The 23,115-nt window shown below is 73.0% G+C and carries 21 protein-coding genes; 9 read left to right on the top strand and 12 right to left on the bottom strand.

Annotated elements, in window-relative coordinates; all coding sequences use genetic code 11:
- Positions 1 to 40 precede the first annotated feature (40 nt).
- Entirely contained in the window at positions 41 to 403 is a 363-nt protein-coding gene (locus WQO_RS07570; RefSeq protein WP_010061239.1) for a cupin domain-containing protein, read from the bottom strand.
- Positions 404 to 507: 104 nt separating this feature from the next.
- On the opposite strand from WQO_RS07570, the gene WQO_RS07575 reads away from it, so the two are divergent.
- Together WQO_RS07575 and WQO_RS07580 are read left to right on the top strand one after the other, a co-directional pair.
- Positions 508 to 1,440, top strand: coding sequence for a pseudouridine-5'-phosphate glycosidase (locus tag WQO_RS07575; RefSeq protein WP_029182342.1), 933 nt, complete (start codon positions 508 to 510; stop codon positions 1,438 to 1,440).
- The gene (locus WQO_RS07580; RefSeq protein WP_010061236.1) at positions 1,437 to 2,348 is read left to right on the top strand and encodes a carbohydrate kinase family protein; all 912 of its coding nucleotides are present in this window, start codon (positions 1,437 to 1,439) and stop codon (positions 2,346 to 2,348) included. Before WQO_RS07575 ends, WQO_RS07580 begins: the two co-directional genes overlap by 4 nt.
- A gap of 82 nt (positions 2,349 to 2,430) precedes the next feature.
- Here the strand turns inward: WQO_RS07580 and WQO_RS07585 are convergent, their stop codons facing one another.
- Positions 2,431 to 3,078 (bottom strand): nucleoside/nucleotide kinase family protein, encoded by a 648-nt coding sequence (locus WQO_RS07585; protein ID WP_010061235.1) that lies wholly within the window; start codon positions 3,076 to 3,078, stop codon positions 2,431 to 2,433.
- A gap of 45 nt (positions 3,079 to 3,123) precedes the next feature.
- On the bottom strand, positions 3,124 to 3,840 hold the full coding sequence (locus tag WQO_RS07590) for a winged helix-turn-helix transcriptional regulator (RefSeq protein ID WP_010061234.1): 717 nt from the start codon (positions 3,838 to 3,840) through the stop codon (positions 3,124 to 3,126).
- An 85-nt stretch (positions 3,841 to 3,925) separates the two neighbouring features.
- Here WQO_RS07590 and WQO_RS07595 point away from each other — a divergent pair, with 85 nt between their 5' ends.
- Together WQO_RS07595 and WQO_RS07600 are read left to right on the top strand one after the other, a co-directional pair.
- The gene (locus WQO_RS07595; protein WP_010061233.1) at positions 3,926 to 5,137 is read left to right on the top strand and encodes a pyridoxal phosphate-dependent aminotransferase; all 1,212 of its coding nucleotides are present in this window, start codon (positions 3,926 to 3,928) and stop codon (positions 5,135 to 5,137) included.
- Positions 5,134 to 5,781, top strand: a complete 648-nt coding sequence (locus tag WQO_RS07600; protein WP_010061232.1) for a C39 family peptidase — start codon at positions 5,134 to 5,136, stop codon at positions 5,779 to 5,781. Before WQO_RS07595 ends, WQO_RS07600 begins: the two co-directional genes overlap by 4 nt.
- Before the next feature lie 376 nt (positions 5,782 to 6,157).
- Here WQO_RS07600 and WQO_RS07605 read toward each other — a convergent pair whose 3' ends face one another.
- Genes WQO_RS07605 through WQO_RS07615 form a run of 3 tightly spaced genes read right to left on the bottom strand, consistent with a single transcriptional unit; the run spans position 6,158 to position 11,317 of the window.
- The gene (locus WQO_RS07605) at positions 6,158 to 6,889 is read right to left on the bottom strand and encodes a DUF7873 family protein (protein ID WP_010061229.1); all 732 of its coding nucleotides are present in this window, start codon (positions 6,887 to 6,889) and stop codon (positions 6,158 to 6,160) included.
- Between the two features lie 43 nt (positions 6,890 to 6,932).
- Positions 6,933 to 8,288, bottom strand: coding sequence for an SWIM zinc finger family protein (locus tag WQO_RS07610; protein ID WP_010061227.1), 1,356 nt, complete (start codon positions 8,286 to 8,288; stop codon positions 6,933 to 6,935).
- 8 nt (positions 8,289 to 8,296) lie between these two features.
- The gene (locus WQO_RS07615; RefSeq protein ID WP_010061226.1) at positions 8,297 to 11,317 is read right to left on the bottom strand and encodes a DEAD/DEAH box helicase; all 3,021 of its coding nucleotides are present in this window, start codon (positions 11,315 to 11,317) and stop codon (positions 8,297 to 8,299) included.
- Between the two features lie 386 nt (positions 11,318 to 11,703).
- Here WQO_RS07615 and WQO_RS07620 point away from each other — a divergent pair, with 386 nt between their 5' ends.
- Entirely contained in the window at positions 11,704 to 12,060 is a 357-nt protein-coding gene (locus tag WQO_RS07620; RefSeq protein ID WP_010061223.1) for a hypothetical protein, read from the top strand.
- 42 nt (positions 12,061 to 12,102) lie between these two features.
- Here WQO_RS07620 and WQO_RS07625 read toward each other — a convergent pair whose 3' ends face one another.
- The gene (locus tag WQO_RS07625) at positions 12,103 to 12,801 is read right to left on the bottom strand and encodes a class I SAM-dependent methyltransferase (protein WP_010061221.1); all 699 of its coding nucleotides are present in this window, start codon (positions 12,799 to 12,801) and stop codon (positions 12,103 to 12,105) included.
- 87 nt (positions 12,802 to 12,888) lie between these two features.
- Between WQO_RS07625 and WQO_RS07630 the strand changes: the two genes are divergently transcribed.
- Positions 12,889 to 13,284 (top strand): DUF6343 family protein, encoded by a 396-nt coding sequence (locus tag WQO_RS07630; protein WP_058953907.1) that lies wholly within the window; start codon positions 12,889 to 12,891, stop codon positions 13,282 to 13,284.
- 9 nt (positions 13,285 to 13,293) lie between these two features.
- Here WQO_RS07630 and WQO_RS07635 read toward each other — a convergent pair whose 3' ends face one another.
- The 3 genes from WQO_RS07635 to WQO_RS07645 form a co-directional block, all read right to left on the bottom strand.
- Positions 13,294 to 13,662: a tetratricopeptide repeat protein gene (locus WQO_RS07635; RefSeq protein WP_010061219.1), complete on the bottom strand. Its 369-nt coding sequence runs from the start codon at positions 13,660 to 13,662 to the stop codon at positions 13,294 to 13,296.
- 119 nt (positions 13,663 to 13,781) lie between these two features.
- A complete protein-coding gene (coaE, locus tag WQO_RS07640) occupies positions 13,782 to 14,387 on the bottom strand; it encodes a dephospho-CoA kinase (protein WP_010061218.1) in 606 nt (201 codons plus the stop codon).
- 31 nt (positions 14,388 to 14,418) lie between these two features.
- Positions 14,419 to 15,357 (bottom strand): PAC2 family protein, encoded by a 939-nt coding sequence (locus WQO_RS07645; protein WP_010061217.1) that lies wholly within the window; start codon positions 15,355 to 15,357, stop codon positions 14,419 to 14,421.
- 275 nt (positions 15,358 to 15,632) lie between these two features.
- Here WQO_RS07645 and WQO_RS07650 point away from each other — a divergent pair, with 275 nt between their 5' ends.
- Positions 15,633 to 16,592 carry a right-handed parallel beta-helix repeat-containing protein gene (locus WQO_RS07650; RefSeq protein WP_010061216.1) on the top strand — a complete coding sequence of 320 codons (960 nt, stop codon included), beginning with the start codon at positions 15,633 to 15,635 and terminating at the stop codon, positions 16,590 to 16,592.
- A gap of 98 nt (positions 16,593 to 16,690) precedes the next feature.
- On the opposite strand, the gene rpsA is transcribed toward WQO_RS07650, so the two are convergent.
- Positions 16,691 to 18,208, bottom strand: coding sequence for a 30S ribosomal protein S1 (rpsA, locus tag WQO_RS07655; protein WP_003969826.1), 1,518 nt, complete (start codon positions 18,206 to 18,208; stop codon positions 16,691 to 16,693).
- Positions 18,209 to 18,616: 408 nt separating this feature from the next.
- Here rpsA and WQO_RS07660 point away from each other — a divergent pair, with 408 nt between their 5' ends.
- Positions 18,617 to 19,465 (top strand): class I SAM-dependent methyltransferase, encoded by an 849-nt coding sequence (locus WQO_RS07660; protein WP_010061215.1) that lies wholly within the window; start codon positions 18,617 to 18,619, stop codon positions 19,463 to 19,465.
- A 38-nt stretch (positions 19,466 to 19,503) separates the two neighbouring features.
- A complete protein-coding gene (locus WQO_RS07665; protein WP_029182341.1) occupies positions 19,504 to 22,137 on the top strand; it encodes an ATP-dependent RNA helicase in 2,634 nt (877 codons plus the stop codon).
- On the opposite strand, the gene pgfA is transcribed toward WQO_RS07665, so the two are convergent.
- Positions 22,124 to 23,089, bottom strand: a complete 966-nt coding sequence (gene pgfA / locus WQO_RS07670; protein WP_010061211.1) for a cell envelope lipid trafficking protein PgfA — start codon at positions 23,087 to 23,089, stop codon at positions 22,124 to 22,126. The genes WQO_RS07665 and pgfA overlap by 14 nt on opposite strands.
- Positions 23,090 to 23,115 lie beyond the last annotated feature (26 nt).

Raw genomic sequence — 23,115 nt, forward strand, 5'->3', positions numbered from 1 at the left:
GGGACGTCGCCCCGGCTGCTCTGTCGGAGAACCGCAGCCCTCAGAGGCTGATGTGGTACGCCTTGCGGAGCGTCTCGTGAACGGTCCAGGTCGTCCGGTCGCCCTCGCGCAGCACGCAGGCGTCCCCCGGGCCGATCTCCAGCGTCGCCCCGCCCTCGACCGCGACCGTCGCCCGGCCGCTGACGACCACGAACAGCTCGTTCGCCTCGGTGTCGGTGACCACGCCGGGCGTGATCTGCCAGATGCCCCGGATCTGCTTGCCGTCGGGCGACTCCCCCAGCACCTTGCCCGTCACCACGGGGTCGCCCGAGACGATCTGCGCCGGATCGAGGGGTTCCGGTACGAGCTCGGCGTCCGGGATGTGCACGGCGAAGGAGGCGGGGACCTGGTCGTTTGTCGTCATGGCCGGTCACCTTAGCGACCGCTTCAAGCCACCGGGTGACCAGGACCCGCCGGAGAACGTCCGGCCGTGGTTTGCGCCCCTCCCGGCCGCGACAGGGATGGGGCATGCCTCAGAACTCACCAGAACCCTACGAGCCGGTGCTCTCGGCAGAGGTGCGCGCGGCTCTGAGTACCGGTCTGCCCGTCGTGGCGCTGGAGTCGACGATCATCGCGCACGGTCTGCCGCGCCCCCGCAACCTCTCCGTGGCGCGGGAGCTGGAGGGGCTCGTCCGGTCCGCGGGCGCCGTCCCGGCCACCGTCGCCGTTCTCGACGGCCGGGCCCATGTGGGCCTGGGCGATGACCAGTTGGAGCGGGTCGCCGGGGACCCGGCGGTACGCAAGCTGGGGCACCGCGATCTCGCCCCCGCGCTCGCGGCCGGGGCGAGCGGAGCGACGACGGTGTCCGCGACGGCGTTCCTGGCGGCGCGGGCGGGCGTCGGCGTCTTCGCCACGGGCGGGCTCGGCGGCGTACACCGGGAGTGGGCCGCCGACCAGGACGAGTCGGCCGATCTGCGGCTCCTCGCCCGCACCGGGATCACCGTGGTCTGCGCGGGGGTGAAGTCGATCCTCGACGTCCCGGCGACCCTCCAGCGGCTGGAGACCCTCGGCGTCTGTGTCGTCGGCTACGGCACCGGGCACTTTCCCGGCTTCTATCTGAGCAGTTCGGGCCAACCCGTCGACTGGACGGTGCACAGCCCCGAGGAGGTGGTGGAGGTGATCCGGGCCAGGGAGGCGCTGGGCGGGCCGGCGTCCGCGCTGATCGTCGCCAACCCCGTGGCGGAAGCCGATCAGTTGGATCCGGCCCTGCACGACCGGGTGCTGGCGGAGGCGCTGGACGCGTGCCGGGAGCGAGGCATCTCGGGGCAGGGCGTCACGCCGTTCCTGCTGGACCAGCTGATGCGGCGGACCGGGGGCGCGTCGCTGGAGGCGAACCTCGCGGCCGTACGCGGGAACGTGACGCTCGCGGCGAGGATCGCCGTCACGGCGGCCGCCCGGTGAACCGTCCGGCGGCGGGCGGCGGACTCCTGGTGGTCGGGGAAGTCGTCACGGACGTGGTGGCGCGGTACGGGTCGGCGCTCGCGCACGGTACGGACACGTCGGCCCGGATCCGGACCCTGCCGGGCGGTGCGGGGGCCAACGTCGCCTGCTGGGCGGTGCGTTCGGGGTGTGCCGACGTGCGGCTGCTCGCCAGGGCCGGGGCGGGGTCCGCCGCCTGGCACCGGGAGGCGTTGGAGCGGGCGGGGGTGCGGGCGTTCCTGGCGGTGGACGAGGAGGTTCCGACGGCGACGGTCATCGCCCTGGTCGACGCGGCGGCCGAGCGGACGTTCCTGAGTGACGCCGGTGCGGTGCTGCGGCTCGCCTCCGACGACTTCGCGCCGTCGATGCTGGAGGGGGTCGGGCGGCTGCATCTCTCCGGCTACCTCCTCTTCGCGCCGTCGAGCCGGGCGGCGGCGCTGCTCGCCCTGCGGACCGCCGTGGAGCGGGGCGTTCCGGTGAGCGTCGATCCTGCGTCGGCCGGGTTCCTCGGCGAGCTGGGGCCGAAGCGGTTCCTGGAGCTCGCGGAGGGCGCGGAGCTGCTGCTGCCGAACGCGGACGAGGCCCGGCTGCTCACCGGACTGCCCGAACCCGATGCCGCGGCGGCCGAGTTGAGCCGGTGGTTCCCGCGCATCGCCGTCACCCTGGGTGCGCGGGGGGCCGTGGTGGCCGCCGGGGGCGAGGTCATCGGCCGCGTCCCCGGCGCGGCGGTGCGCGAGCCGGTCGACTCGACGGGGGCGGGCGACGCGTTCACCGGTGGGTTCCTGACGGCCCTGCTGGCCGGGGCGGACGAGAGGGGCGCGGCGGCCGAGGGCTGCCGGGCGGGAGCGGCGGCCGTGGCGACGGTGGGCGGTCGGCCGCCGGTTCACTGAGCACAGGTGCCTGGCGGCCGGCCACCGTTTCGCTGAGCACAGGTGGCCGCCCACGCGTCCGGTGAGCCGCACCGCACGCGGTTCACCCGCTCCGCGGCAGCCCCGACCAGGCCGGGTGCGCGGGATCGTCCGCCCGGACCACCACGTCCGCCCGCTCCATGGGCGCGACCTCGTCCTCGTACCGGGCGAAGGCGGGCAGGGTCCAGCGTTCCGGCTCCGCCGTGCGCCGCCGCAACGCCCCCGGCGACAGCCGCAGATGGACGGTGAGCGCGAACGGGAACCAGTGCCCCAGCAGGAACGGACCGTGCACGACGACCACTCCGCCCTCGGGCAGCGGGTGGTACGGGGTGCGGGTGGCCCGGTCCGTCACGGGGTCCCAGAGGTCGGGCAGCACCCGGCCGGAGCCGCCCGCCTCCAGCGGCCCGAACACCTCGCGCCAGAGCGCCCCGGTGTCGAACCAGCCGTCGAGGTACGCGTCCGCGTCCTGCTTCCCGTACTCGAAGCGCAGGCTCGCCGGGCGCAGGAACCCCTCGGTGGGGACCACCAGGACCGAGCGGCCGCGCAGCCGCAGCTCCTCGGCGAGGCGTTCGGCGGCCTCGCCGGTGCGGGCGGCGGGGGCGCCGTCGATCCCGAGGGCGAGCCAGGGCCCGCCGTCGGCGGCGGACAGCCCGTCGCCGTACCGGGCCAGTTCGCCGGCCAGCCGTTCCCAGGTGATCGCTTCGAGTCGCACGGCTCCATCATGGCCGAGGGGTGAGGGGTTTCTCCGTGCGGATGCTCACTCCCCGCGCAGCTCCGCCGCCAGCGGGCCGTCACCCAGCACCTCGACGCGGCCGTCCTTCACCGCCTCCGTGAGGGTCGCCCCGCCCCGCGCCAGCTCCAGGCAGACCTCCGCGCCGAGGACGATCCGGGCGTCGGGGCGGTCGGCGGGACCGTACCCGTACACCGCCCCGTACGCCTCGGCTCCCGGCAGCACGAACCCTGCTCCCCCGCCGGCACGGAGACCGACATGGAGGTGGAACTCGCCCTCGTCGAGGCGGACTTCGAGGAGGCCCTCCCGGGTGAGTCCGGTGAGGGCGCCGAGCAGCGGCAGGGCGAACCAGTGGGCCCGCACCGCGTCGGTCGGGCGGCGCTCGGCGAGGGCGGGTGCGCCCCACTCGGCGAGGGCGGCGAGCACCGGCAGCAGGCCGTGACCGCGTTCGGTCAACTGGTAGACCGACGCGGCCGACGGGGGCGGCAGCTTGCGGCGCAGGGCCAGCCCGCTCTGCTCCATGTCCTTCAGACGGGAGGCCAGCACGTCCGTGCTGACGCCGGGCAGGTCGGCGTGCAGGTCCGTGTACCGGCGCGACCCGCCCAGCAGTTCACGGACGATCAGCAGGGTCCACCGGTCGCCGACGGAGTCGAGGGCGCGGGCGGTGGCGTCGAACTGGTCGTAGCTCCGGCGACGGACGGGGCGTGCCGCTGGATGTGCTGCTGGCTGCTGCTGACGTGGCATGCGACGCAGTCTAGACATGTTGTTGGACTTTCCAAGCTCAAGCTTGGTAAAACCAAGTATCGCAATTCGGCTCGGGAGGCAGCGCATGGAGTTCCGGCAGTCCAGCAAGCTCAACGAGGTCTGCTACGAGATCCGGGGCCCGGTCATCGAGCACGCCAACGCCCTGGAGGAGGCGGGCCACAGCGTGCTCCGGCTCAACACGGGCAATCCCGCGCTCTTCGGCTTCGAGGCGCCCGAGGAGATCGTCCAGGACATGATCCGGATGCTGCCGCAGGCCCACGGCTACACCGATTCGCGCGGCATCCTCTCGGCCCGGCGGGCGGTGGCCCAGCGCTACCAGTCGATGGGGCTGACCGAGGTCGGCGTGGACGACGTGTTCCTCGGCAACGGGGTCTCCGAGCTGATCTCGATGGCCGTGCAGGCGCTGCTGGAGGACGGCGACGAGGTGCTGATCCCGGCCCCGGACTTCCCGCTGTGGACCGCGGTGACCACGCTCGCGGGCGGCAAGGCCGTGCACTACGTCTGCGACGAGGAGTCCGACTGGAACCCGGATCTCGCCGACATGGCCGCCAAGATCACCGACCGGACCAAGGCCGTCGTGATCATCAACCCGAACAACCCCACCGGCGCGGTCTATCCGCGCGAGATCCTCGAAGGCATCCTCGATCTGGCCCGGCGGCACGGGCTGATGGTGTTCGCCGACGAGATCTACGACCAGATCCTGTACGACGGGGCCGAGCACCACAGTGCGGCCGTCCTCGCCCCGGACCTGGTCTGCCTGACCTTCAGCGGCCTGTCGAAGACGTACCGGGTGGCCGGGTTCCGCTCCGGCTGGATGGTGGTGTCCGGTCCGCACCAGCACGCCCGCAACTACCTGGAGGGCCTGACGATGCTGGCCTCCATGCGGCTGTGCCCCAACGCGCCCGCGCAGTACGCCATTCAGGCAGCGCTCGGAGGCCGGCAGTCCATCAAGGAGCTGGTCGCCCCGGGCGGGAGGCTGCACGAACAGCGCGACCGGGCCTGGGAGCGGCTGAACGAGATCCCCGGCGTCTCGTGCGTGAAGCCGAAAGGTGCGCTGTACGCCTTCCCGCGGATCGACCCGAAGGTCCATCCGATCGTGGACGACGAGAAGTTCGTGCTGGACCTGCTGCTGCGGGAGAAGATCCAGGTGGTGCAGGGCACCGGCTTCAGCTGGCCGCGCCCGGACCACTTCCGCATCCTGACCCTTCCGCACGCTGATGATCTCGACGCGGCGATCAGCCGCATCGGCCGCTTCCTGAACGGATATCGCCAGTGACCTGTGCCCTCTGCTCCGTCCCCGTCCACACCCAGTTCGCCACGCCGGAGCTGGTGGGGGCGATCGTGGAGGGCGGGCTCGAACCGGCCGAGGACCCCGGCTGGGCCGGTTCGGGGGCCGGTTCACCCGCCGAGTACGCCCGCTGGGCAGGTCATCTGTGCGGTATGACCTGTCTGCGCATGGCGCTCGGCGCCGGCGCCCCCTCGCTGTTCGCGCTGCGGGACGAGGCGCTGAAGTACGGGGCGTACACGGAGGACGTGGACGGCACGATCCGGGGCCTGGTCTACGCGCCCTTCGCGGAGTACGTGAGCGAGGTGTACGGGCGTGAGGCCACGGTGCACCGGCACCTGGACGTGGCCGAGATCCCCGGGCTGCTGGACGCGGGCCGGACCGTGCTGGCCTCCGTCCACTACGGGATCCGGCATCCGGAGCGGCCGGCTCCGGGGCGGGGCGGGCATCTGGTGCTGGTGACCGCGCGCACGACGGACGGGGCGGGCGTCCACTTCCACAATCCGTCGGGGACGGATGCCGGGACGCGGGCGGCCGTGCTCCCGCTGACGGAGTTCGAGCGGTTCTTCGCGGGCCGGGGCGTCTCGCTGGGATCAGCGGAGGCATCGGAAACGGGAGCGGGCCCGGAGGCGTAGCCGGCCTCCGGGCCCTGTGAATGCCACCCATCTGGCACGCCGGCACGTTTAAGGGTCCGGGTCAGTCATGATGTCGTCGCGTCCTGCCTTTGGACCACCGCAGATCGGAGCTCTGCGGGCCGGACTTGAACCGGCATCTCGACGCGCGCGGGCCCGGGCCCGTTCGATCCGGCGATCGGCGGCGAATGCTGAGTCTGGAGCAAGAGTCTGAGATTGACGGCGGTCTGCCTCTGCCGACTTGGGCTACTCCGGCCCGTGCCGGAGGGAGGAGTCGAACCTCCACTGGGACCGCGCCTTCACGACAAGCTTCAGTTTCAGCTTGCGCTCCTCGCGCACCCCGGTCACCGTCATCGGCGGCCGGGGAATCCATGGTCGGTCACCCGAAGAGGTAACCGAATACCGCATCACCCACCCGCTGGTCGGTGACCTCCGCGCCGTTGGCCTCCTCGCGGGCGAACTTCACGGCCTGCTGGAGCTTCTCGATCCGGTCCAGCAGTTCGTTGACGCGCCGCGCGGGCAGCGCCCCGGAGAACTTGACGGTCGTCCAGTACCCGACCGGGATGTCCTCGTAGTACACCTCGACCTGCGCCGGGTGCTTCTCGGTGGCCTCCGCCTTCACATGGTTGCGGGGGACCTTCTTGGTGCGGAGCGTACGGACCGGCTCGGTCTTCCAGGAGTCGGTCGACGGGTCCTGCACCCAGGCCTCGGCCGCGTCCAGTACGGGCAGCTTGCGGACGAAGGTGTTGAGGTCGGTGAGCTGCTTCTCCAGGAAGAGCAGATACGCCACCGGCACCTCGCTCAGCAGCACCCGTCCTTCGACCTTCACATCGGCGCGGGCCGAGCAGTTCGCCCAGTCCTTCGTGGCGGTCACATCGAAGAGGCGGGTCAGCGTCGTCGCCGTGTCCCGCAGCACGTCCTCGGCCTTGACCTGGACCAGCGTCGACTCGGGCGGAAGCTGTTCGCCCTCCTCGTCCTTGGGCTGGTAGGTACGGGAGATCCCGGCCAGCAACGCGGCCTTCTGGAGGCCGTGATGGGCCGCCGTCAGGTCCTGGTGCGCCTTGGACTTGACGCCCTTCTCCACTGCGATGATCTGATTGAGTTTCGCCACGTCGAGGACGCTAGCAAGGTCAACGCCCTGACGGCCAAGGGTTTTACCGTACGTAGTGGGGGTCGTCGTCCCCGGCCGTGTCCGGGACGGAGTCACCGGCGAGCAGGGCTTCGAGGGCGGAGACCGGGTCGGGGTCCGGGGCGGCGCGCGGCCACCAGTCGTCGGCTCCGGGGTCGGACTCGTAGCCGTACCAGCGCATGTCCTGGCCGAAGCGGAGCTGGAGCGAACCGGCCGGGTGGGTGAGGTGGTTGCGCCAGGGCGTGAAGCGCGGGAAGCCGGCGGCGGCGAGCGCGGGCCTGGCCCGGTCGAAGGGGCCGGCCGGCGGGTCCCAGGGCGTTTCCAGGGCGGCCAGGCCCTCGGCCTCGCCCTGGCGCCAGGCGGCTACGGCACGGGCCAGGTCGGTGGTCGTACGGCCGGTGGCGTACGCCAGCTCGCGGTAGAGCGCGCGGGTGGTGGCGGTGAGCCCGGCGGTCGGGCGCGCGGCGGCGAGACGGACGGCGTCCTGCCACGCGGAGAGCCCGGCCAGCGGATCGTGGCCGGTGGTCAGCAGGGCGTGGGCGCGGGCGACGGCATCGGTCGCGAGGGCGTCCAGGCCCAGCGGATCACGGGCGCCGGGCAGGTCCGGGTAGGACGGCGGCTGGCCGGGGTGCGGCGGGACGGGGCGGGGCTCCGGGAGCGGCGGCAGGAAGCGGGCGGCGAAGGCCTCGCCCGCCGCGATCGAGGGCATGGCCGGGGCCGCGGGGCGCTCGCGGGCGGAGTGTTCGGCGTTGCGCCGGGCGAGGGCGTCCAGCAGCTCACGCTCGCCCCGGCCGCGCATCAGCAGCAGGACGAACGGATCGCTGTCGAGCAGCAGCGCCGTCTGGAAGCAGAGGGCGGCGACATGCTTGCAGGGCCGCCCGTGGTCGGGGCAGGTGCAGCTGGGGTCGAGGTCGTCGGCGGCGGGCAGCAGCCGGACCCCGGCCTCCTCGGCCGTCCGGGCCAGGGAGTGCGGCATCTCCTTGGCCAGCAGCGCGGACAGATGGCCGGGGCGCTCGGCGACCGCGTCGAGCAGGGCCTCCCAGCCCGGGTCGGCGAAGGTGCGCAGGCGTAGCTCGGCGCGGTAGGGGCGGGCCCGGCTGCCGTGCACGTAGGCCACGACGCGACCGGGGGTGACGGTGATCGCGGCGACCTGGCCGTCGTCGGCGTACGCCCGGCCGCGGGCGAGGCGGGCCTCGTCCATCGACAGGGACTCCAGCGCGTCCACCCAGGCCCGGCCCCACCAGCTGTCGGCGAAGGACTCGCCCCCGGCGGAGGTGCGGGCGGGCACCGCCTCGAAGGTGCGCCGCAGGTCGTCCGGGCCGATCCGGGCGCGCGGGGCGGATCTGCGGGCGGCCGGGCCCGTCGTCGGACGGGGGCTCATGCGCGGGCTCATGCGGGCCTCCGCAGGGACACGAGGTCGGCGAGGTCCCGGTCGCTCAGCTCGGTCAGGGCGCTCTCCCCGTTGCCGAGCACCGCGTCCGCCAGGGCCCGCTTGGACTCCAGCAGCTCGGCGATCCGGTCCTCCACCGTGCCCTCGGCGACGATCCGGTGGACCTGGACGGGCTGGGTCTGGCCGATGCGGTACGCCCGGTCGGTGGCCTGCTCCTCCACGGCCGGGTTCCACCAGCGGTCGAAGTGGACGACATGGGCGGCGCGGGTGAGGTTCAGTCCGGTGCCGGCCGCCTTGAGGGAGAGCAGGAAGACGGGGACCTCGGCGGACTGGAAGCGGTCCACCATCCGCTCCCGCTCGGGCACCGGCGTACCGCCGTGCAGGAGTTGGGAGGGGATGGCGCGGGAGGCGAGGTGTGCGGAGAGGAGCCGCGCCATCGACACGTACTGGGTGAAGATCAGGACCGAGCCGTCCTCGGACAGGATCGTGTCGAGCAGTTCGTCGAGGAGGGCGAGCTTGCCGGAGCGGCCCGTGAGCCGGGTGGGCTCCTCCTTCAGATACTGCGCGGGGTGGTTGCAGATCTGCTTGAGCGAGGTGAGCAGCTTCATGATCAGGCCCCGGCGGGCGATGCCCTCCGCCCCCTCGATCTGCGCCATCGTCTCGCGGACGGCCGCCTCGTAGAGCGTGGCCTGTTCCCGGGTGAGGGAGACGGGGTGGTCGGTCTCGGTCTTGGGCGGCAGTTCGGGGGCGATACCGGGGTCGGACTTCTTCCGCCGCAGGAGGAAGGGGCGCACCAGCCGGGACAGCCGCTCGACCGCCTCGTCGTTGCCGAGACCGGCGGCCGTGTCCGTGTTCTCCACGATCCGGGCGTGCCGGGCCCGGAACGCCTTGAGCGGCCCGAGCAGTCCGGGGGTGGTCCAGTCGAGGAGCGCCCACAGCTCGGAGAGGTTGTTCTCGACGGGGGTGCCGGTGAGGGCGACCCGGGCGGGGGCGGGGATGGTGCGCAGCGCCTTGGCGGTGGAGGAGTGCGGATTCTTGACGTGCTGCGCCTCGTCGGCGACGACCAGGCCCCAGCTCTGCGCGGCGAGCTGGGCGGCGCTGGAGCGCATGGTGCCGTAGGTGGTGAGGACGAACCCGCCGTCCGGATCGCTCAGGCTCCGGTCCGCGCCGTGGAAGCGGCGCACGGGCACGCCGGGGGCGAAGCGGTTGATCTCGCGGTGCCAGTTGCCGAGGAGGGAGGCGGGGCAGACGACGAGGGTGGGCGAGGGGTGCGCCCGGTGCAGGTGGAGGGCGATGAGGGTGATCGTCTTGCCGAGGCCCATGTCGTCGGCGAGGCAGCCGCCGAGACCGAGCGAGGTCATCCGGTCCAGCCAGGCCAGACCGCGCAGTTGGTAGTCGCGCAGGGTCGCGTCCAGGCCGGGCGGCGGTGCGATCGTCGTGTCGTCGGCGAGGAGGCGGGTCCGGAGAGCGGCGAGGGCCCCGGCCGGGACGGCGTCCACTCGCTCGCCGTCCACCTCCGCGCTGCCGGTGAGCGCGACGGCCAGCGCGTCCACCGGATCCAGGAGCCCCAGCTCCCGCTTGCGCGCCTTGCGTACGAGCGCGGGGTCGACGACCACCCACTGGTCGCGCAGCCGCACCACCGGGCGGTGCGCCTCGGCCAGGAGGTCCATCTCGGCCTCGGTCAGCCGCTCGTCGCCCAGGGACAGCTGCCAGTCGAAGGCGAAGAGGTGCTCGGCCTCGAAGAAGGACGTGCCGTCGGTGGCCGATCCGGGCGCTGGCCGCACAACGGCGGCCGCGGTGAGCGAACGGGCCAGCTCGCGCGGCCAGCGCACCTCGACCCCGGCGGCGGCCAGCCGGGCTCCGGCGTCGCTCAGCAGCTCGTACAGCTCGTCCTCGGTGATCGCGAGGACATCGGGGACGGGCTGCCCCAGGAGCCGTTCCAGCGGGGCCCAGACGCGGGCGGCGCGGCGCAGGGCCAGCACCGCGTCGACCTGGGAGCGCGGCCCGAACGGCTCGCCCGCCCCGCCGTTCCACAGGGCCGCCGCGTCCACCACGTACGTCGGGTCGGCGAGGCTGTGCACCTGCACGATCGCCGCGGCGGCGGGGCGGACCGCCGGATCGTCCGCGGGCTCCGGCCGGACGGCTTCGCCGGCGGTCTCCGCCTCCTCGCGGGCCGCGGTGAGCGCGTAGGTGTCGGCGGTGTCGAACAGCTCGTACGCGGAGAGGTCCAGGCGCAGCGAGACCCGCACACCCGCGTCCAAACCCGAGGCCACCTCGACGGCCCAGGCGGCGGCCTGGGGCAGATGCTGGGCCTCGCGGGCGGCGAACGGAGCGCCCATCGCGAACGCGGCGGCGGGCGTGCGCGGCAGCGTGTCGGCGACGGCGTCCAGGAACGCACCGGTCAGTCTCTCGGGGTCGGGCAGCCGGGGCGGCGCGGAGCCGGGGACCGGCACCGCGTGCCCCTCGGGCGGCAGGGCGGCGGCGACCGCCCGCAGATGCGCCACGTCCTCGGCGTCCGAAGGACCGGCCCGCCAGGCGTCGTGGCCGTCCGCCGTGAGCCCGGGGAGGATCCGGCCCCGGGCGAGGAGGTGGAGGGCGTGCAGGGCGGCCGCACCCCAGCAGCGCGTGGCGGGGTGGGCGGACGCCTGCTGCCGGGCCCGGACGAGCAGGGGCAGCGCGTCGGCCACGGACAGCAGGGCCGCGGGCACCTCGCGGGTCCGGATGCCCCCGGGGCCCGCGGCGTCGTCCGGCCGGACGACCGTGAGCCGGGCGGAGGTGTACGGGACGGTGTCGGGACGCACGGTGGCGTCCGCGTACGCGAAGGGCGTCCCGGTCCGCTCCGGAGCGGGGTCGGGCCGCCACGGGTCGCCGTCGGCATGGGAGCCGCCGTCGGCGCGGGGGTCCCAGAAGGCGATGCGGCCTTCCCTGGGCACCGGTCCTGGCAGGAAGACCGCGGGGTGGCGCAGCAGGCGGGCGACGTCGGCGGTCCGCGCCTCGCCCTCACGGGTCTGTTCCGTCATGTCCACTCCCCCTCCCACTCGATCCCCGGTCTCCGGGGCTCCGATATCAGGGGCTCCGGTCTCCGTCGGCACGGAATGTGCTGACTCTGCGAGTCTAGGCGGGAGGTCTGACACTCCGGACGCCCACCGCATCACCCCAGCTCAGCAATTGCTCGACCGGCCAGGAGGACGTCCCGGGCACCCCCGGGCCCGCGAGCGGGCCGCCACGCTCGGTGACGGCCGAACCGCTGCGCCGGCGAACCCCCCGTCGCTCCGCGGCTCGCCCGGTCGGCCGCGCCCGGGATGCCGGGCGCGGCCGGGCCGGGCAGGGTGGCCAGCGCCAGCACGTCTTCCCGACGTACCGACTTCACCGGACGAGCACCGGACGAGCAGACGAGGACCCGCCCATGTCCGTGACCGCCACCGTTCCCCGCCGCCGACGCCGTCTCACCGTCGCCGCCGGAGTCTCGCTCCTCGCCCTCGCCGCCACGGGCTGTTCCGGGCTGGGCCGCACCGCCGTGGGCCCGGTGACCTACACGACGGAGCGCGAAGCGGTGATCCAGGTGAACAGCCCGTCGGTACGCGGCTGCCACCGGATCGCCCCGGCGGGGGCCCACGAGGTGGAGAACGGGACGCTGGTCGACGTGATCCTCTACCGCACCCGGGACTGCACGGGCCGGGGGACGACCTACGTGCCGACCCGGTTCAGCGATGTGACGGCGCCGGGCAGCGGCCCGTGGCGCAGCTACAGCTTCGTGCACTGACCCGCGGACCATGCACGCACTGACCCGCTGACAAAGAGCCGGTCAGAGCGCCGGTCGGGCCAGCAGCCAGGTGCCGTCGTCGGTGAGGGTGCGGTCCACCGTGAGCCCGGCCGCCACGAGATGTCCGGCCAGGTCCGCCTCGGACAGCTCCCGTGACAGGAAGGTCTGTGTCCACCGCGCGTCGTCGAAGTGATACTCCGCGCGCACCGAGCGCACGCCGTCGCCCACCGGATCCGCGGAGACGATCCGGACCAGGCATCCGGACGGGTCGGTCCGCTCCCACGGAAGCTCCGAGCGGTGCGCCACGCCCTCGCGCTGGACGAGGACGATCCCGTCGTCCCGCACATGGGCGCGGCAGACCCGCAGCATCCCGTCGCGCACCCGGTGCTCGCCCGCGTGGACCAGGAACGAGCCGAGCAGCACCACGTCGAACCGCTCGTCGCCCAGGTCCAGCGACTCGATGGGACTGCGCACCGTGCGCGCCCCGGAGATCTCCGCCAGCATCTCCGGCGACTCGTCCACCGCCGTGACGTCGAACCCGCGCCGCACCAGCGGATGGGTCACCCGGCCCGCCCCGCAGCCCAGTTCGAGAATGCTCGCACCTGCGGGGGCCACGCCCGCGATCACGTCCGGCTCGTCGCCGACGGCCAGCCGGCGGTACAGCTCCACCGCGCAGCCGTCCGGCGTGATGGCTCCGGGACCCGTCCCCGCGTACCCCTCACGTACCAGTGATTCGCCCATGGAGGGGGAACGAGCCGTCTCCGGGCGCGGTTCCCCGCCCCGCCGCTGTTCCGGCCACCGCTTTCCGTTCCGCCGCCGGGTGGGTCCATGCTGGAAAGTGAGGTGATCGCCATGCGTACGGGCAGTGAACCCGCGACCGCCCGCAGTCCCCTGCGGATGCGGCTCTGGCTGAGCCTGTGGGGGATGGCCTGGGCCCTCTTCGGCCTGGTGGCCTTCGCGATGAACGGGCGGCCGGGCTGGGCGGCGGCCTGCGCGGTGGTGCTGCTGCTCGCCGTGGTGGACCTCTGCGTGATCACGTACCGCATGCGCCAGGGCCCGCACTACCAGCCGGGCCGGGACGTCCCGCCGTACGAGCCGGACCACGGCGACGGCCGTCCGCACGGGCCGGGCCACGGCGACGGCCGTCCGCACGGGCCGGGCCACGGCGTCGACGGCGGGCGGCCGGGTCAGGGACGAACCGGACCCTCCTCCGGGCGCCCCTGACGCGCCCCGTCAGTCCCGCTCGTCGAACTTCGCCGCCCGCAGGTACTCCGGCTTCGGGTCCAGCGCCGCCGCCAGGCGGAAGTGGCGGGTCGCCCGCTCCGGGCTGCCGGACCGTTCGAAGGTGCGGGCCAGGGCGAAGTGGGCGAACGCGTTGTCCGGTTCGCGCTCCAGCACCAGCTCGAATTCCAGCTCGGCGGGGCGCAGTTGGGCGGCAGCGAAGAAGGCGCGGGCCCTCAGCAGCCGGGCGGCGGTGTTCTCCGGGTGGGCGGCGATCACCGAGTCGAGGAGCTTGATGGCACCCCGGGGGTCCCGGGCGTCGAGCAGGTGCTCGGCCGCACGGAAGTCGATGACGTCGGTCTCCGGGTTCCTCTCGGGCACGGTCGCGTCCCTTCCTCTCCTCGCGGTCTTCCCGCGCGGGTCCACCGTCGCTTCCTCGCGCGTGTCAACGTCCGCTCCGACTGCGCTGTTCCGGACCGGAGCGTTCCGTTCAGCCACCCTCAGCCAGCGGCGGCAGCCCTGCGGACCAGTTCGTCCCAGACCTCGCGGACCCGGGCGTCCAGCGCCTCCCGGGGCCCGTCGTTGTCCACGATGAGGTCGGCGACGGCCCGGCGCTCCTCCCGGGTGGCCTGGGCGGCCATCCTGGCACGGGCGTCGGACTCCGTCATTCCGCGCAGCGTCACGAGCCGGTCGAGCTGGGTCTCGGCGGAGGCGTCGACGACCACGACCAGGTCGTAGAAGGGGGCGAGCCCGTTCTCGGTGAGGAGGGGGACGTCGTGGACGACGACGGCGTCCGCGGGGGCCGCCCGTTCGAGTTCGGCCGCGCGGGCGCCCACCAGCGGGTGGACGATCGCGTTGAGGGCGGCCCGCCGCCCGTCGTCGGCGAAGACGAGCGCACCGAGCGCCGGGCGGTCCAGGGCGCCTTCGGCGGTCAGGACGTCCGGCCCGAACTCCTCGACGACGGCCGCGAGTCCGGGCGTTCCGGGCTCGACGACCTCGCGGGCGATCAGGTCGGAGTCGATGAGCACGGCCCCGTACGAGACGAGCAGCCGCGACACTTCGCTCTTGCCGGCGCCGATGCCGCCGGTCAGGCCCACTTTCAGCATGGGCCGCAGCCTACGGGCCGGTCCCGGGCGGTCAGCCCTCGCCCTCCCGCTCGGCGAGGAACCGCTCGAACTCTCGGCCGATCTCGTCGGCGGACGGCAGGTCGACCGGCTCGGCGACGAGGTTGCCGCGCGTCTCGGAGCCGGCGACGGCGTCGTACTGGTGCTCAAGGCCCTCGACGAGGGAGACGAGCTCCTCGTCCCCCTGGCCGATCTGCCGGTCGATCTCGGTCTGCGTGCGGTGGGCCTCGGTGCGCAGGGAGTGCGCGAGGGCGGGCAGCACCAGACCGGTCGCGGCGGTGATCGCCTCCAGCGCGGTGAGCGCCGCGTCCGGGTAGGCGGAGCGGGCCACGTAGTGCGGTACGTGGGTGGCGACCCCGAGGACGTCGTGGCCGGCCTCCATCAGCCGGTACTCCACGAGAGCCTCGGCGGAACCGGGCACCTGGGCCTCGTCGAAGGGGCTGCGGTGGCCGGGCATCAGGTCGGTGCGGTTGCCGTGCGGGGTGATGCCGACGGGGCGGGTGTGCGGGACGCCCATGGGGATGCCGTGGAAGTTCACCGCGAGCCGGACGCCGAGGCGCTCGACGATCTGCTCGACGGCGGCGGCGAACCGCTCCCACTCCACGTCCGGCTCCGGGCCCGACAGCAGCAGGAAGGGCGCTCCGGTGGCGTCCTGGACGACCCGGACCTCCAGCGCGGGCGCCTCGAAGGACGCCCAGCGGTCGCGCCGGAAGGTGAGCAGGGGACGCCGTGCGCGGTAGTCGACGAGCCGGTCGTGGTCGAAGCGTGCGACGACCTGGTGGGGCAGCGTCTCCAGCAGGCCCTCGACGATCTGCTCGCCGGTCTCACCCGCGTCGATGTAGCCGTCGAAGTGGTAGAGCATGACCAGACCGGCCGACTCCTGCGCCAACGCCATGTCGACGACGGCCAGGCCCTTCGGCTCCCATTCGTACAAACTCTGCGGATCAGGCACGGTTACCGCTCCTCCTCATGTTCCTAGACAAGAACACGACCGGCCGCACCGGCATTCCCCGCGCCCCGACCTTTCCCCGCCGAGGACGGGTCACGGCACGTCAGGTGCGATGGGGGCGAAGGCACTTCAGCGCGTCCGGCACCACCCCGCCGATCCTGGTCCAGACCTTGACGCGCCCCGCCGCCGTCCCTACCGTCACTGGGCAACACGTTCAGAGACACGTCTCATATTCATGTACGGGAACATCTGAACTCCTCCGACGGGAAGGCACCTCCATGCGCACCCGCTCCCCCCTCACCGTCCTGCTCGCCGCCGCCCTGGCCGCCGGCGGTCTCACCCTGGCCGGCGCCGGGCCCGCGAACGCCGCGGTCATCGATGTGAGCACCGCGGCCCAGCTCAAGTCGGCGCTCACCACCGTCTCCCCCGGCGACACGATCCGGCTCGCCGACGGCACGTACACCGGGAACTTCAAGGCCACCCGGCCCGGCACCTCCGGGGCCCGGATCACCCTCACCGGCTCCAGCGGCGCGGTCCTGACAGCGGGCGGCGGCTACGGGCTGCACCTCAACGGCGCCTCGTACTGGACGGTCCACGGGGTCACGATCAAGGGCGGGCAGAAGGGCATCATGGCCGACACGGCGAACGGTGTCGTGATCGACTCGGTGACCGTGCACGACCTCGACATGGAGGGCGTCCACTTCCGCAAGTCCAGCAGGGACGGCGTCCTGAAGAACTCCCGGATCTACGACACCGGGCAGAACGGGCGCGGCATGGGCGAGGGCGTGTACGTCGGTTCGGCCGGCGATCTGTCCGACCGGAGCGACAACGCGCAGATCCTGAACAACACCATCGGGCCGGACGTCGGCGGCGAGTCCGTCGACATCAAGGAGGGCACGACCGGCGCGCGGATCATCGGCAACACCTTCGACGGCCACGGCCTGACCGGCGCCAACTACGACGACTCCTGGGTCGACGTGAAGGGCAACAACGTCCTGGTCGAGGGCAACAAGGGGTCGCGCACCACCAACAACGGCTACGAGACGCACACCCAGCAGAGCGGCTGGGGCTGCGGCACCGTCTTCCGGAACAACTCCTCGAACCTGACCGGGGCCACCGGCGACAGGCAGCTCGCCATCAACGTCACCAACAACAGCTCCAGTTGCCGCACCACGGTCTACGCGAGCAACACCGTCACCGGCGGCAAGGGGCTGACCAACATCGCCGTCACCCCCTGAGCGTCCGGATATGCGAGTGAGGCCCGCCCCCCGAGGGGAACGGGCCTCACTTACCGCTCTACAGCTACTGCAGCCGATGAGCCGCCGGGGTCAGAGCGTCAGCTCTGGCCGCCCGCGAGCTTCTCGCGCAGCGCGGCAAGGGCCTCGTCCGACGCCAGGGCGCCGGAGTTGTCCGCCGACTCCGAGGAGTACGAACCGCCGCCGCCACCGCTGCCGCCGGAGGCGGCCGGAGCAGCGCCGGCCGGGGCAGCAGCGCCCTCGGCCGCAGCGGCCTCGTCGGCCTCGCGGGACTTGATGACCTGGGCCTGGTGCTGCTCGAAGCGCTGCTGCGCCTCGGCGTACTGGGTCTCCCAGACCTCGCGCTGCGCCTCGAAGCCCTCGAGCCAGTCGTTGGTCTCGGGGTCGAAGCCCTCGGGGTAGATGTAGTTGCCCTGGTCGTCGTACGACGCGGCCATGCCGTACAGCGTCGGGTCGAACTCGACCGAGGCCGGGTCGCCACCGAAGGACTCGTTGGCCTGCTTCAGCGAGAGGCTGATGCGACGGCGCTCGAGGTCGATGTCGATGACCTTGACGAAGATCTCGTCGTTGACCTGGACGACCTGCTCCGGGATCTCCACGTGGCGCTCGGCCAGCTCGGAGATGTGGACCAGACCCTCGATGCCCTCGTCGACGCGGACGAACGCACCGAACGGAACGAGCTTGGTGACCTTACCCGGGACGACCTGACCGATCTGGTGCGTACGGGCGAACTGCTGCCACGGGTCTTCCTGCGTCGCCTTGAGCGACAGGGAGACGCGCTCGCGGTCCATGTCGACGTCGAGGACCTCGACGGTGACTTCCTGGCCGACCTCGACAACCTCGGAGGGGTGGTCGATGTGCTTCCAGGACAGCTCGGAGACGTGCACGAGACCGTCGACGCCACCCAGGTCCACGAAGGCACCGAAGTTGACGATCGAGGAGACGACGCCGGAGCGGACCTGACCCTTCTGCAGGGTGGTGAGGAACGTCTGGCGAACCTCGGACTGGGTCTGCTCGAGCCAGGCACGGCGGGACAGGACCACGTTGTTGCGGTTCTTGTCCAGCTCGATGATCTTCGCCTCGAGCTCCTTGCCCACGTAGGGCTGGAGGTCGCGGACACGACGCATCTCGACGAGCGACGCCGGGAGGAAGCCGCGGAGGCCGATGTCGAGGATGAGACCACCCTTGACGACCTCGATGACGGTACCGGTGACGATGCCGTCCTCTTCCTTGATCTTCTCGATGGTGCCCCAGGCACGCTCGTACTGAGCGCGCTTCTTCGAGAGGATCAGGCGGCCTTCCTTGTCCTCCTTCTGGAGAACCAGGGCCTCGATCTCGTCGCCGACCTTGACGACCTCGTTGGGGTCGACGTCGTGCTTGATCGAGAGCTCGCGGCTCGGGATGACACCTTCGGTCTTGTAACCGATGTCGAGGAGAACCTCGTCCCGGTCAACCTTGACGATGACACCGTCAACGATGTCGCCGTCGTTGAAGTACTTGATCGTCTCGTCGATCGCCGCGAGGAACGCGTCCGCGTCGCCGATGTCGTTGACCGCAACCTGCGGAGTGGTGGCGGTGGTCTCGGTGCTGCTCGTCATGTGGGAAAGGGCTCCGGTACGGACAGAGAGTCGTAGGTACTGCTACGCCGAAAGCCCGTATCGCCTCTGCAGAAGCCGGACAGCCTGGAAAGCGCGCAATCCGTTTCCGGAGAGACGCCTCGACAACCGAGGGGACATGCAACAGACGCGAGCGCGGCCTGCTAGGTCTGAGGCGCGCAGGCTCGCAGCGCAACTTGTAGCATACGGGGGCAGCCGGACAGGGTCAATGCGCGAAGGCGCACACCCGGGGCACATCGCCCCAAACCCGGCACAACTCGTGTTCTCCGAGGCCACATCGGCCCGAGAACACTACGGCACGGCGCCGCGGGCAGGCCTCCGTAGCCCCGGGGTACGCCCCTGGTACGGACCGCACGCGGCGGGTGAAGGCAAACTACAACGACGGGCACGATGAGCCAAGAGATCCACGGGACCTACTCCTCGGAACCCGGAGAACCCGCAGAGTACGCGGAGCCGGAAGCCACGCGCCGGGCGGCGGACGAGGCCGAGAGCAGCCGGGCCAGCCGCGGCTGGTGGGACCGCAACGCCGACGAGTACCAGAGCGACCACGGCGGCTTCCTGGGGGACGACCGGTTCGTCTGGGGTCCGGAGGGGCTGGACGAGGCCGAGGCGGGTCTGCTGGGGCCCGCGGCCTCCCTCAAGGGGCTGGACGTCCTGGAGATCGGGGCCGGGGCCGCCCAGTGCTCGCGCTGGCTGGCCGCGCAGGGCGCCCGCCCGGTGGCGCTGGACCTCTCCCACCGCCAGCTCCAGCACGCCCTGCGCATCGGTGAGGGGCTCCCCCTGGTGGAGGCGGACGCGGGCCGGCTGCCCTTCCGGGACGCCTCCTTCGACCTGGCCTGCTCCGCGTACGGGGCGGTGCCGTTCGTCGCCGATCCCGTGCGGGTCTTCCGCGAGGTCCACCGGGTGCTGCGGCCCGGCGGGCGGTGGGTGTTCTCCGTGACGCACCCGATCCGCTGGGCGTTCCCGGACGAGCCCGGGCCCGAGGGGCTGTCCGTCGCGGCCTCCTACTTCGACCGTGTCCCCTACGTCGAGCAGGACGAGGCCGGCAACGCCGTCTATGTGGAACACCACCGCACGCTCGGCGACCGGGTCCGGGACGTGGTCGCGGGCGGTTTCCGGCTGGTCGACCTGGTCGAACCGGAATGGCCCGCCTGGAACAACCAGGAGTGGGGCGGCTGGTCCCCCCTCCGGGGCAACCTGATCCCGGGCACGGCGATCTTCGTGTGCGAGCGGGACTGACCGTCCGGACCGCGTCCGCCCCGTACGACACTGGGGGCGTGATCCGTACCGAAGCCCTGGACCGCCTGCCCGTCCGCACCGCCGTGCCCGCCCTGGAGCGCGCACTCGACGACCGGGGCGTCGCCGTCCTGTGCGCCCCGCCCGGCACCGGCAAGACGACGCTCGTTCCGCTGGTGCTGGCCGGGCTGACCGGGGACGGGCCGGTGCGCCGGGTCCTGGTCGCCGAGCCGCGCCGGATCGCCGCGCGGGCGGCGGCGCGGCGGATGGCCTGGCTGCTGGGCGAGCGGCCGGGCGAACGGGTCGGCTTCACGGTGCGCGGCGAGCGCGTGGTGGGGCGGGAGACGGTGGTGGAGGTCGTGACCACCGGGGTGCTGCTCCAGCGGCTCCAGCGCGACCAGGAGCTGCCCGGGATCGACGTCGTGATCATCGACGAGTGCCATGAGCGGCACCTGGACGCGGACACGGTCGCGGCCTTCCTCCTGGACGTACGGGAGGCGATCCGGCCCGATCTGCGGCTGGTGGCGGCGTCCGCGACGACGGACGCGGAGGGCTGGGCGCGGCTGCTGGGCGATGCCCCGGTCGTCGAGGCCGAGGGCGTCTCGTACCCGGTGGAGGTTCTCTGGGCGCCGCCCGCGCGGCCGGTGAAGCCGCCGCACGGGATGAGGGTCGATCCGGCGCTGCTGACGCATGTGGCGGCGACCGTGCGGCGGGCGCTGGCGGAGCGGGAGGGGGACGTGCTCTGCTTCCTGCCCGGCGTGGGGGAGATCGGCCGCGTGGCCGGGCAGCTCGCCGGGGTGGACGCGGAGGTGCTCCAGGTGCACGGGCGGGCTCCGGCCACCGTGCAGGACGCGGTGCTGGCCGGGTCGTCCGGCGTACGACGGGTGGTGCTGGCGACCTCGGTGGCGGAGTCGTCGCTGACGGTCCCGGGCGTGCGGATCGTCGTCGACTCGGGCCTCGCGCGCGAACCCCGGACCGACCATGCCCGGGGGCTGAGCGCCCTGACGACCGTACGGGCCTCGCAGGCGGCCGGGCGGCAGCGCGCCGGGCGGGCGGGGCGGGAGGCTCCGGGGGCGGTGTACCGGTGCTGGGACCAGGCCGAGGACGGGCGGCTCGCGCGCTTCCCCTCCCCCGAGATCAAGGTGGCCGACCTCGCGGCGTTCGCGCTCCAGGTGGCGTGCTGGGGCGATCCGGACGCCTCATCGCTCGCCCTGCTGGACCCGCCGCCGGCCGGGGCGATGGGCGCGGCCCGGGAGGTGCTGGGCGCGATCGGCGCGGTGGACGGCGGCGGCGGGCTCACCGGGCGCTGCGTACGGATGTCCCGGCTCGGGCTGCACCCCCGGCTGGCGCGGGCCCTGCTGGACGGGGCGGCGGAGGTCGGGGCGCGGCGGGCGGCTGAGGTGGTGGCGCTGCTGAGCGAGGAGCCGCCCAGGGAGTACGGGGACGATCTCGCGGCAGCGCTGCGGACCGCCCGCCGGGGCCAGGACGGGTACGCGGCGCGCTGGAAGCAGGAGGTGCGGCGGCTGTCGGGCCAGGCGGCCGGCGCGGGCTCCGGCTCCGGGAGATCGGCGAGCTCCGGGGCCGCGCCGGGCACCGGGGCCGGGGCCGCGCCGGGCACGAGCACCGGCACGGGGTCCGGTTCCGGGACCGGCTCCGGCCACCGCTCCGGCTCCGGTTCCGGAACCGGCGCGGGTCGCTCCGATGACGCCGTCGTCGGGCTCGTCGCCGCTCTGGCGTTTCCCGAGCGGGTGGCGCGGGCCCGGGGCGACGGGGCGTTCCTGATGGCGTCGGGCACGGGCGCGGAGCTGCGGGACGGGTCGCCGCTGCGCCGCTCGCCCTGGCTGGCGGTGGCGGTCGCGGACCGGCCCTCCCACGCGGCGTCCGCGCGGGTGCGGCTGGCGGCGGTGCTCGACGAGGACACCGCGCTGGCGGCCGCCGGGCATCTGCGGGTGCGGGGCGAGGAGGTCCGCTGGGTGGACGGCGAGGTGGCCGCCCGGTCCGTGGACCGGCTGGGGGCGGTGGAGCTGGCGGTACGGCCGCTGAAGCAGCCCGATCCGGAGCTGGTGCGCGGGGCCCTGGTGGACGGGCTGCGGCGCGAGGGGCTCGGGCTGCTGCGCTGGAACCGGGACACGGAGCAGCTGCGGTCGCGCCTGGCGTTCCTGCACGGGGTGCTGGGGGCGCCGTGGCCGGACGTGTCGGACGGGGCGCTGCTGGCGGTTCCGGACGCGTGGCTGGAGCCCGAGCTGTCGCGGGCCCGGCGGCGCTCCGATCTGGCCCGGATCGACGCGGGCCAGGCGCTGCGGCGGCTGCTGCCCTGGGCGACCGGCGAGGCGGCCCGGCTGGACGAGCTGGCGCCGGAGCGGATCGAGGTGCCGAGCGGGTCCCGGATCCGGGTCGAGTACGGCGGGGACCAGCCCGTACTGGCCGTGAAACTCCAGGAGTTGTTCGGGCTGGCCGAGACGCCCCGGGTGGCCGGGGTGCCGGTCCTGGTGCACCTGCTCTCCCCCGCCGGACGCCCGGCGGCCGTCACCGCGGACCTGGCGTCGTTCTGGCGGGAGGGCTACAAGGCGGTGCGGGCGGAGCTGCGCGGCCGCTACCCGAAGCATCCGTGGCCGGAGGACCCCGCGACCGTACCGGCGACGCGGTACACGTCGGCGAGGCTCAAGCGTTCGTAGGGGTCTCGGGCCGCCGCGAGCGCGCCTCCAGCCACAGGGCCAGCGCGGCCAGTCCGATGCCGAGGCCCAGGAAGCCCCAGGGCAGGTACGAGGTGAGGAGGAGGACCAGGACGCGCTGGGACTTCACCAGGTCGACGGTGTCGACGATGTAGTCCTCGCGCATCTTCACATGGCCGGAGAACGCGGTGACGGTGTCCTCGGACATGCCCATCTTCTTGGCGTCGCGCAGCTCTTCGCGGTGGATCTCCTCGCCGTTGACGGGGGCGCCGGTGACCGGGTCGACCCAGAACATGCGCTTGGTGGTGTACCAGCGGGTCATGCCGGTCTGCGCGATCTGCTCGGCGGTGATGCCCTCGATGGGCATCTTCTTCGGCATGGGGACCTTGGTCCACGGGATGGTCTGCTCGAAGTAGTAGACCTCCAGGCCGCGGAAGTTGCGCGTGCCCCGGTAGTGGATGGGGGCGGTGGTGCGGGTCTGGGCGTCGAAGTACTCGTAGTCCCGTTTCTCGGTGAGGAAGGGCCACTTGAACTCGATGCCCTCGCGGCGGACCGGGTCACCGTCGACCATCTCGCCGGTGGCGTTGACGGGGGCCTGGGTGTGGGCGTCGAAGATGTAGCGCTCGGGGATGGCGGAGACCATCTTTCCGTCGGGGCCCTGGACGTAGGAGAGCGCGTCCCAGACGACGACGTCGCGTCCGGCGCTGCGTTCGATCTTCTCGGACTCCTCCACGTTGCCCTTGAGGGTCTGGACGATGGTGACCTTGTCGACCTTCTTCGCCTTGAGGGTGGAGTAGTCGAGGAGGACGGCGGGCTTCGCCTCCAGGACGACTTCCTGGTACTGGCTCGGCGGGATCTTGGCCAGGCGCGGGAAGGCGTACCAGCGCAGCAGGGGTGACAGGGCGGCGAAGAACACGGCGAAGGCCAGGAGTACGAGACCGGCTCGGCGGCGCATGGTGGTGACCTCTTCCCTCTGCGGCG

Source organism: Streptomyces globisporus C-1027, from assembly GCF_000261345.2.
GTDB lineage: Bacteria > Actinomycetota > Actinomycetes > Streptomycetales > Streptomycetaceae > Streptomyces > Streptomyces pakalii.

Coding starts and splice junctions, on each gene's coding strand:
- WQO_RS07590 (WP_010061234.1), bottom strand. CDS start 3,840: ATGCCACGTCAGCAGCAGCCAGCAGCACATCCAGCGGCACGCCCCGTC.
- WQO_RS07650 (WP_010061216.1), top strand. CDS start 15,633: ATGCGCACCCGCTCCCCCCTCACCGTCCTGCTCGCCGCCGCCCTGGCC.
- WQO_RS07625 (WP_010061221.1), bottom strand. CDS start 12,801: ATGGGCGAATCACTGGTACGTGAGGGGTACGCGGGGACGGGTCCCGGA.
- WQO_RS07575 (WP_029182342.1), top strand. CDS start 508: ATGCCTCAGAACTCACCAGAACCCTACGAGCCGGTGCTCTCGGCAGAG.
- WQO_RS07630 (WP_058953907.1), top strand. CDS start 12,889: ATGCTGGAAAGTGAGGTGATCGCCATGCGTACGGGCAGTGAACCCGCG.
- WQO_RS07660 (WP_010061215.1), top strand. CDS start 18,617: ATGAGCCAAGAGATCCACGGGACCTACTCCTCGGAACCCGGAGAACCC.
- WQO_RS07620 (WP_010061223.1), top strand. CDS start 11,704: ATGTCCGTGACCGCCACCGTTCCCCGCCGCCGACGCCGTCTCACCGTC.
- rpsA (WP_003969826.1), bottom strand. CDS start 18,208: ATGACGAGCAGCACCGAGACCACCGCCACCACTCCGCAGGTTGCGGTC.
- WQO_RS07610 (WP_010061227.1), bottom strand. CDS start 8,288: ATGAGCCCCCGTCCGACGACGGGCCCGGCCGCCCGCAGATCCGCCCCG.
- pgfA (WP_010061211.1), bottom strand. CDS start 23,089: ATGCGCCGCCGAGCCGGTCTCGTACTCCTGGCCTTCGCCGTGTTCTTC.
- coaE (WP_010061218.1), bottom strand. CDS start 14,387: ATGCTGAAAGTGGGCCTGACCGGCGGCATCGGCGCCGGCAAGAGCGAA.
- WQO_RS07595 (WP_010061233.1), top strand. CDS start 3,926: ATGGAGTTCCGGCAGTCCAGCAAGCTCAACGAGGTCTGCTACGAGATC.
- WQO_RS07570 (WP_010061239.1), bottom strand. CDS start 403: ATGACGACAAACGACCAGGTCCCCGCCTCCTTCGCCGTGCACATCCCG.
- WQO_RS07615 (WP_010061226.1), bottom strand. CDS start 11,317: ATGACGGAACAGACCCGTGAGGGCGAGGCGCGGACCGCCGACGTCGCC.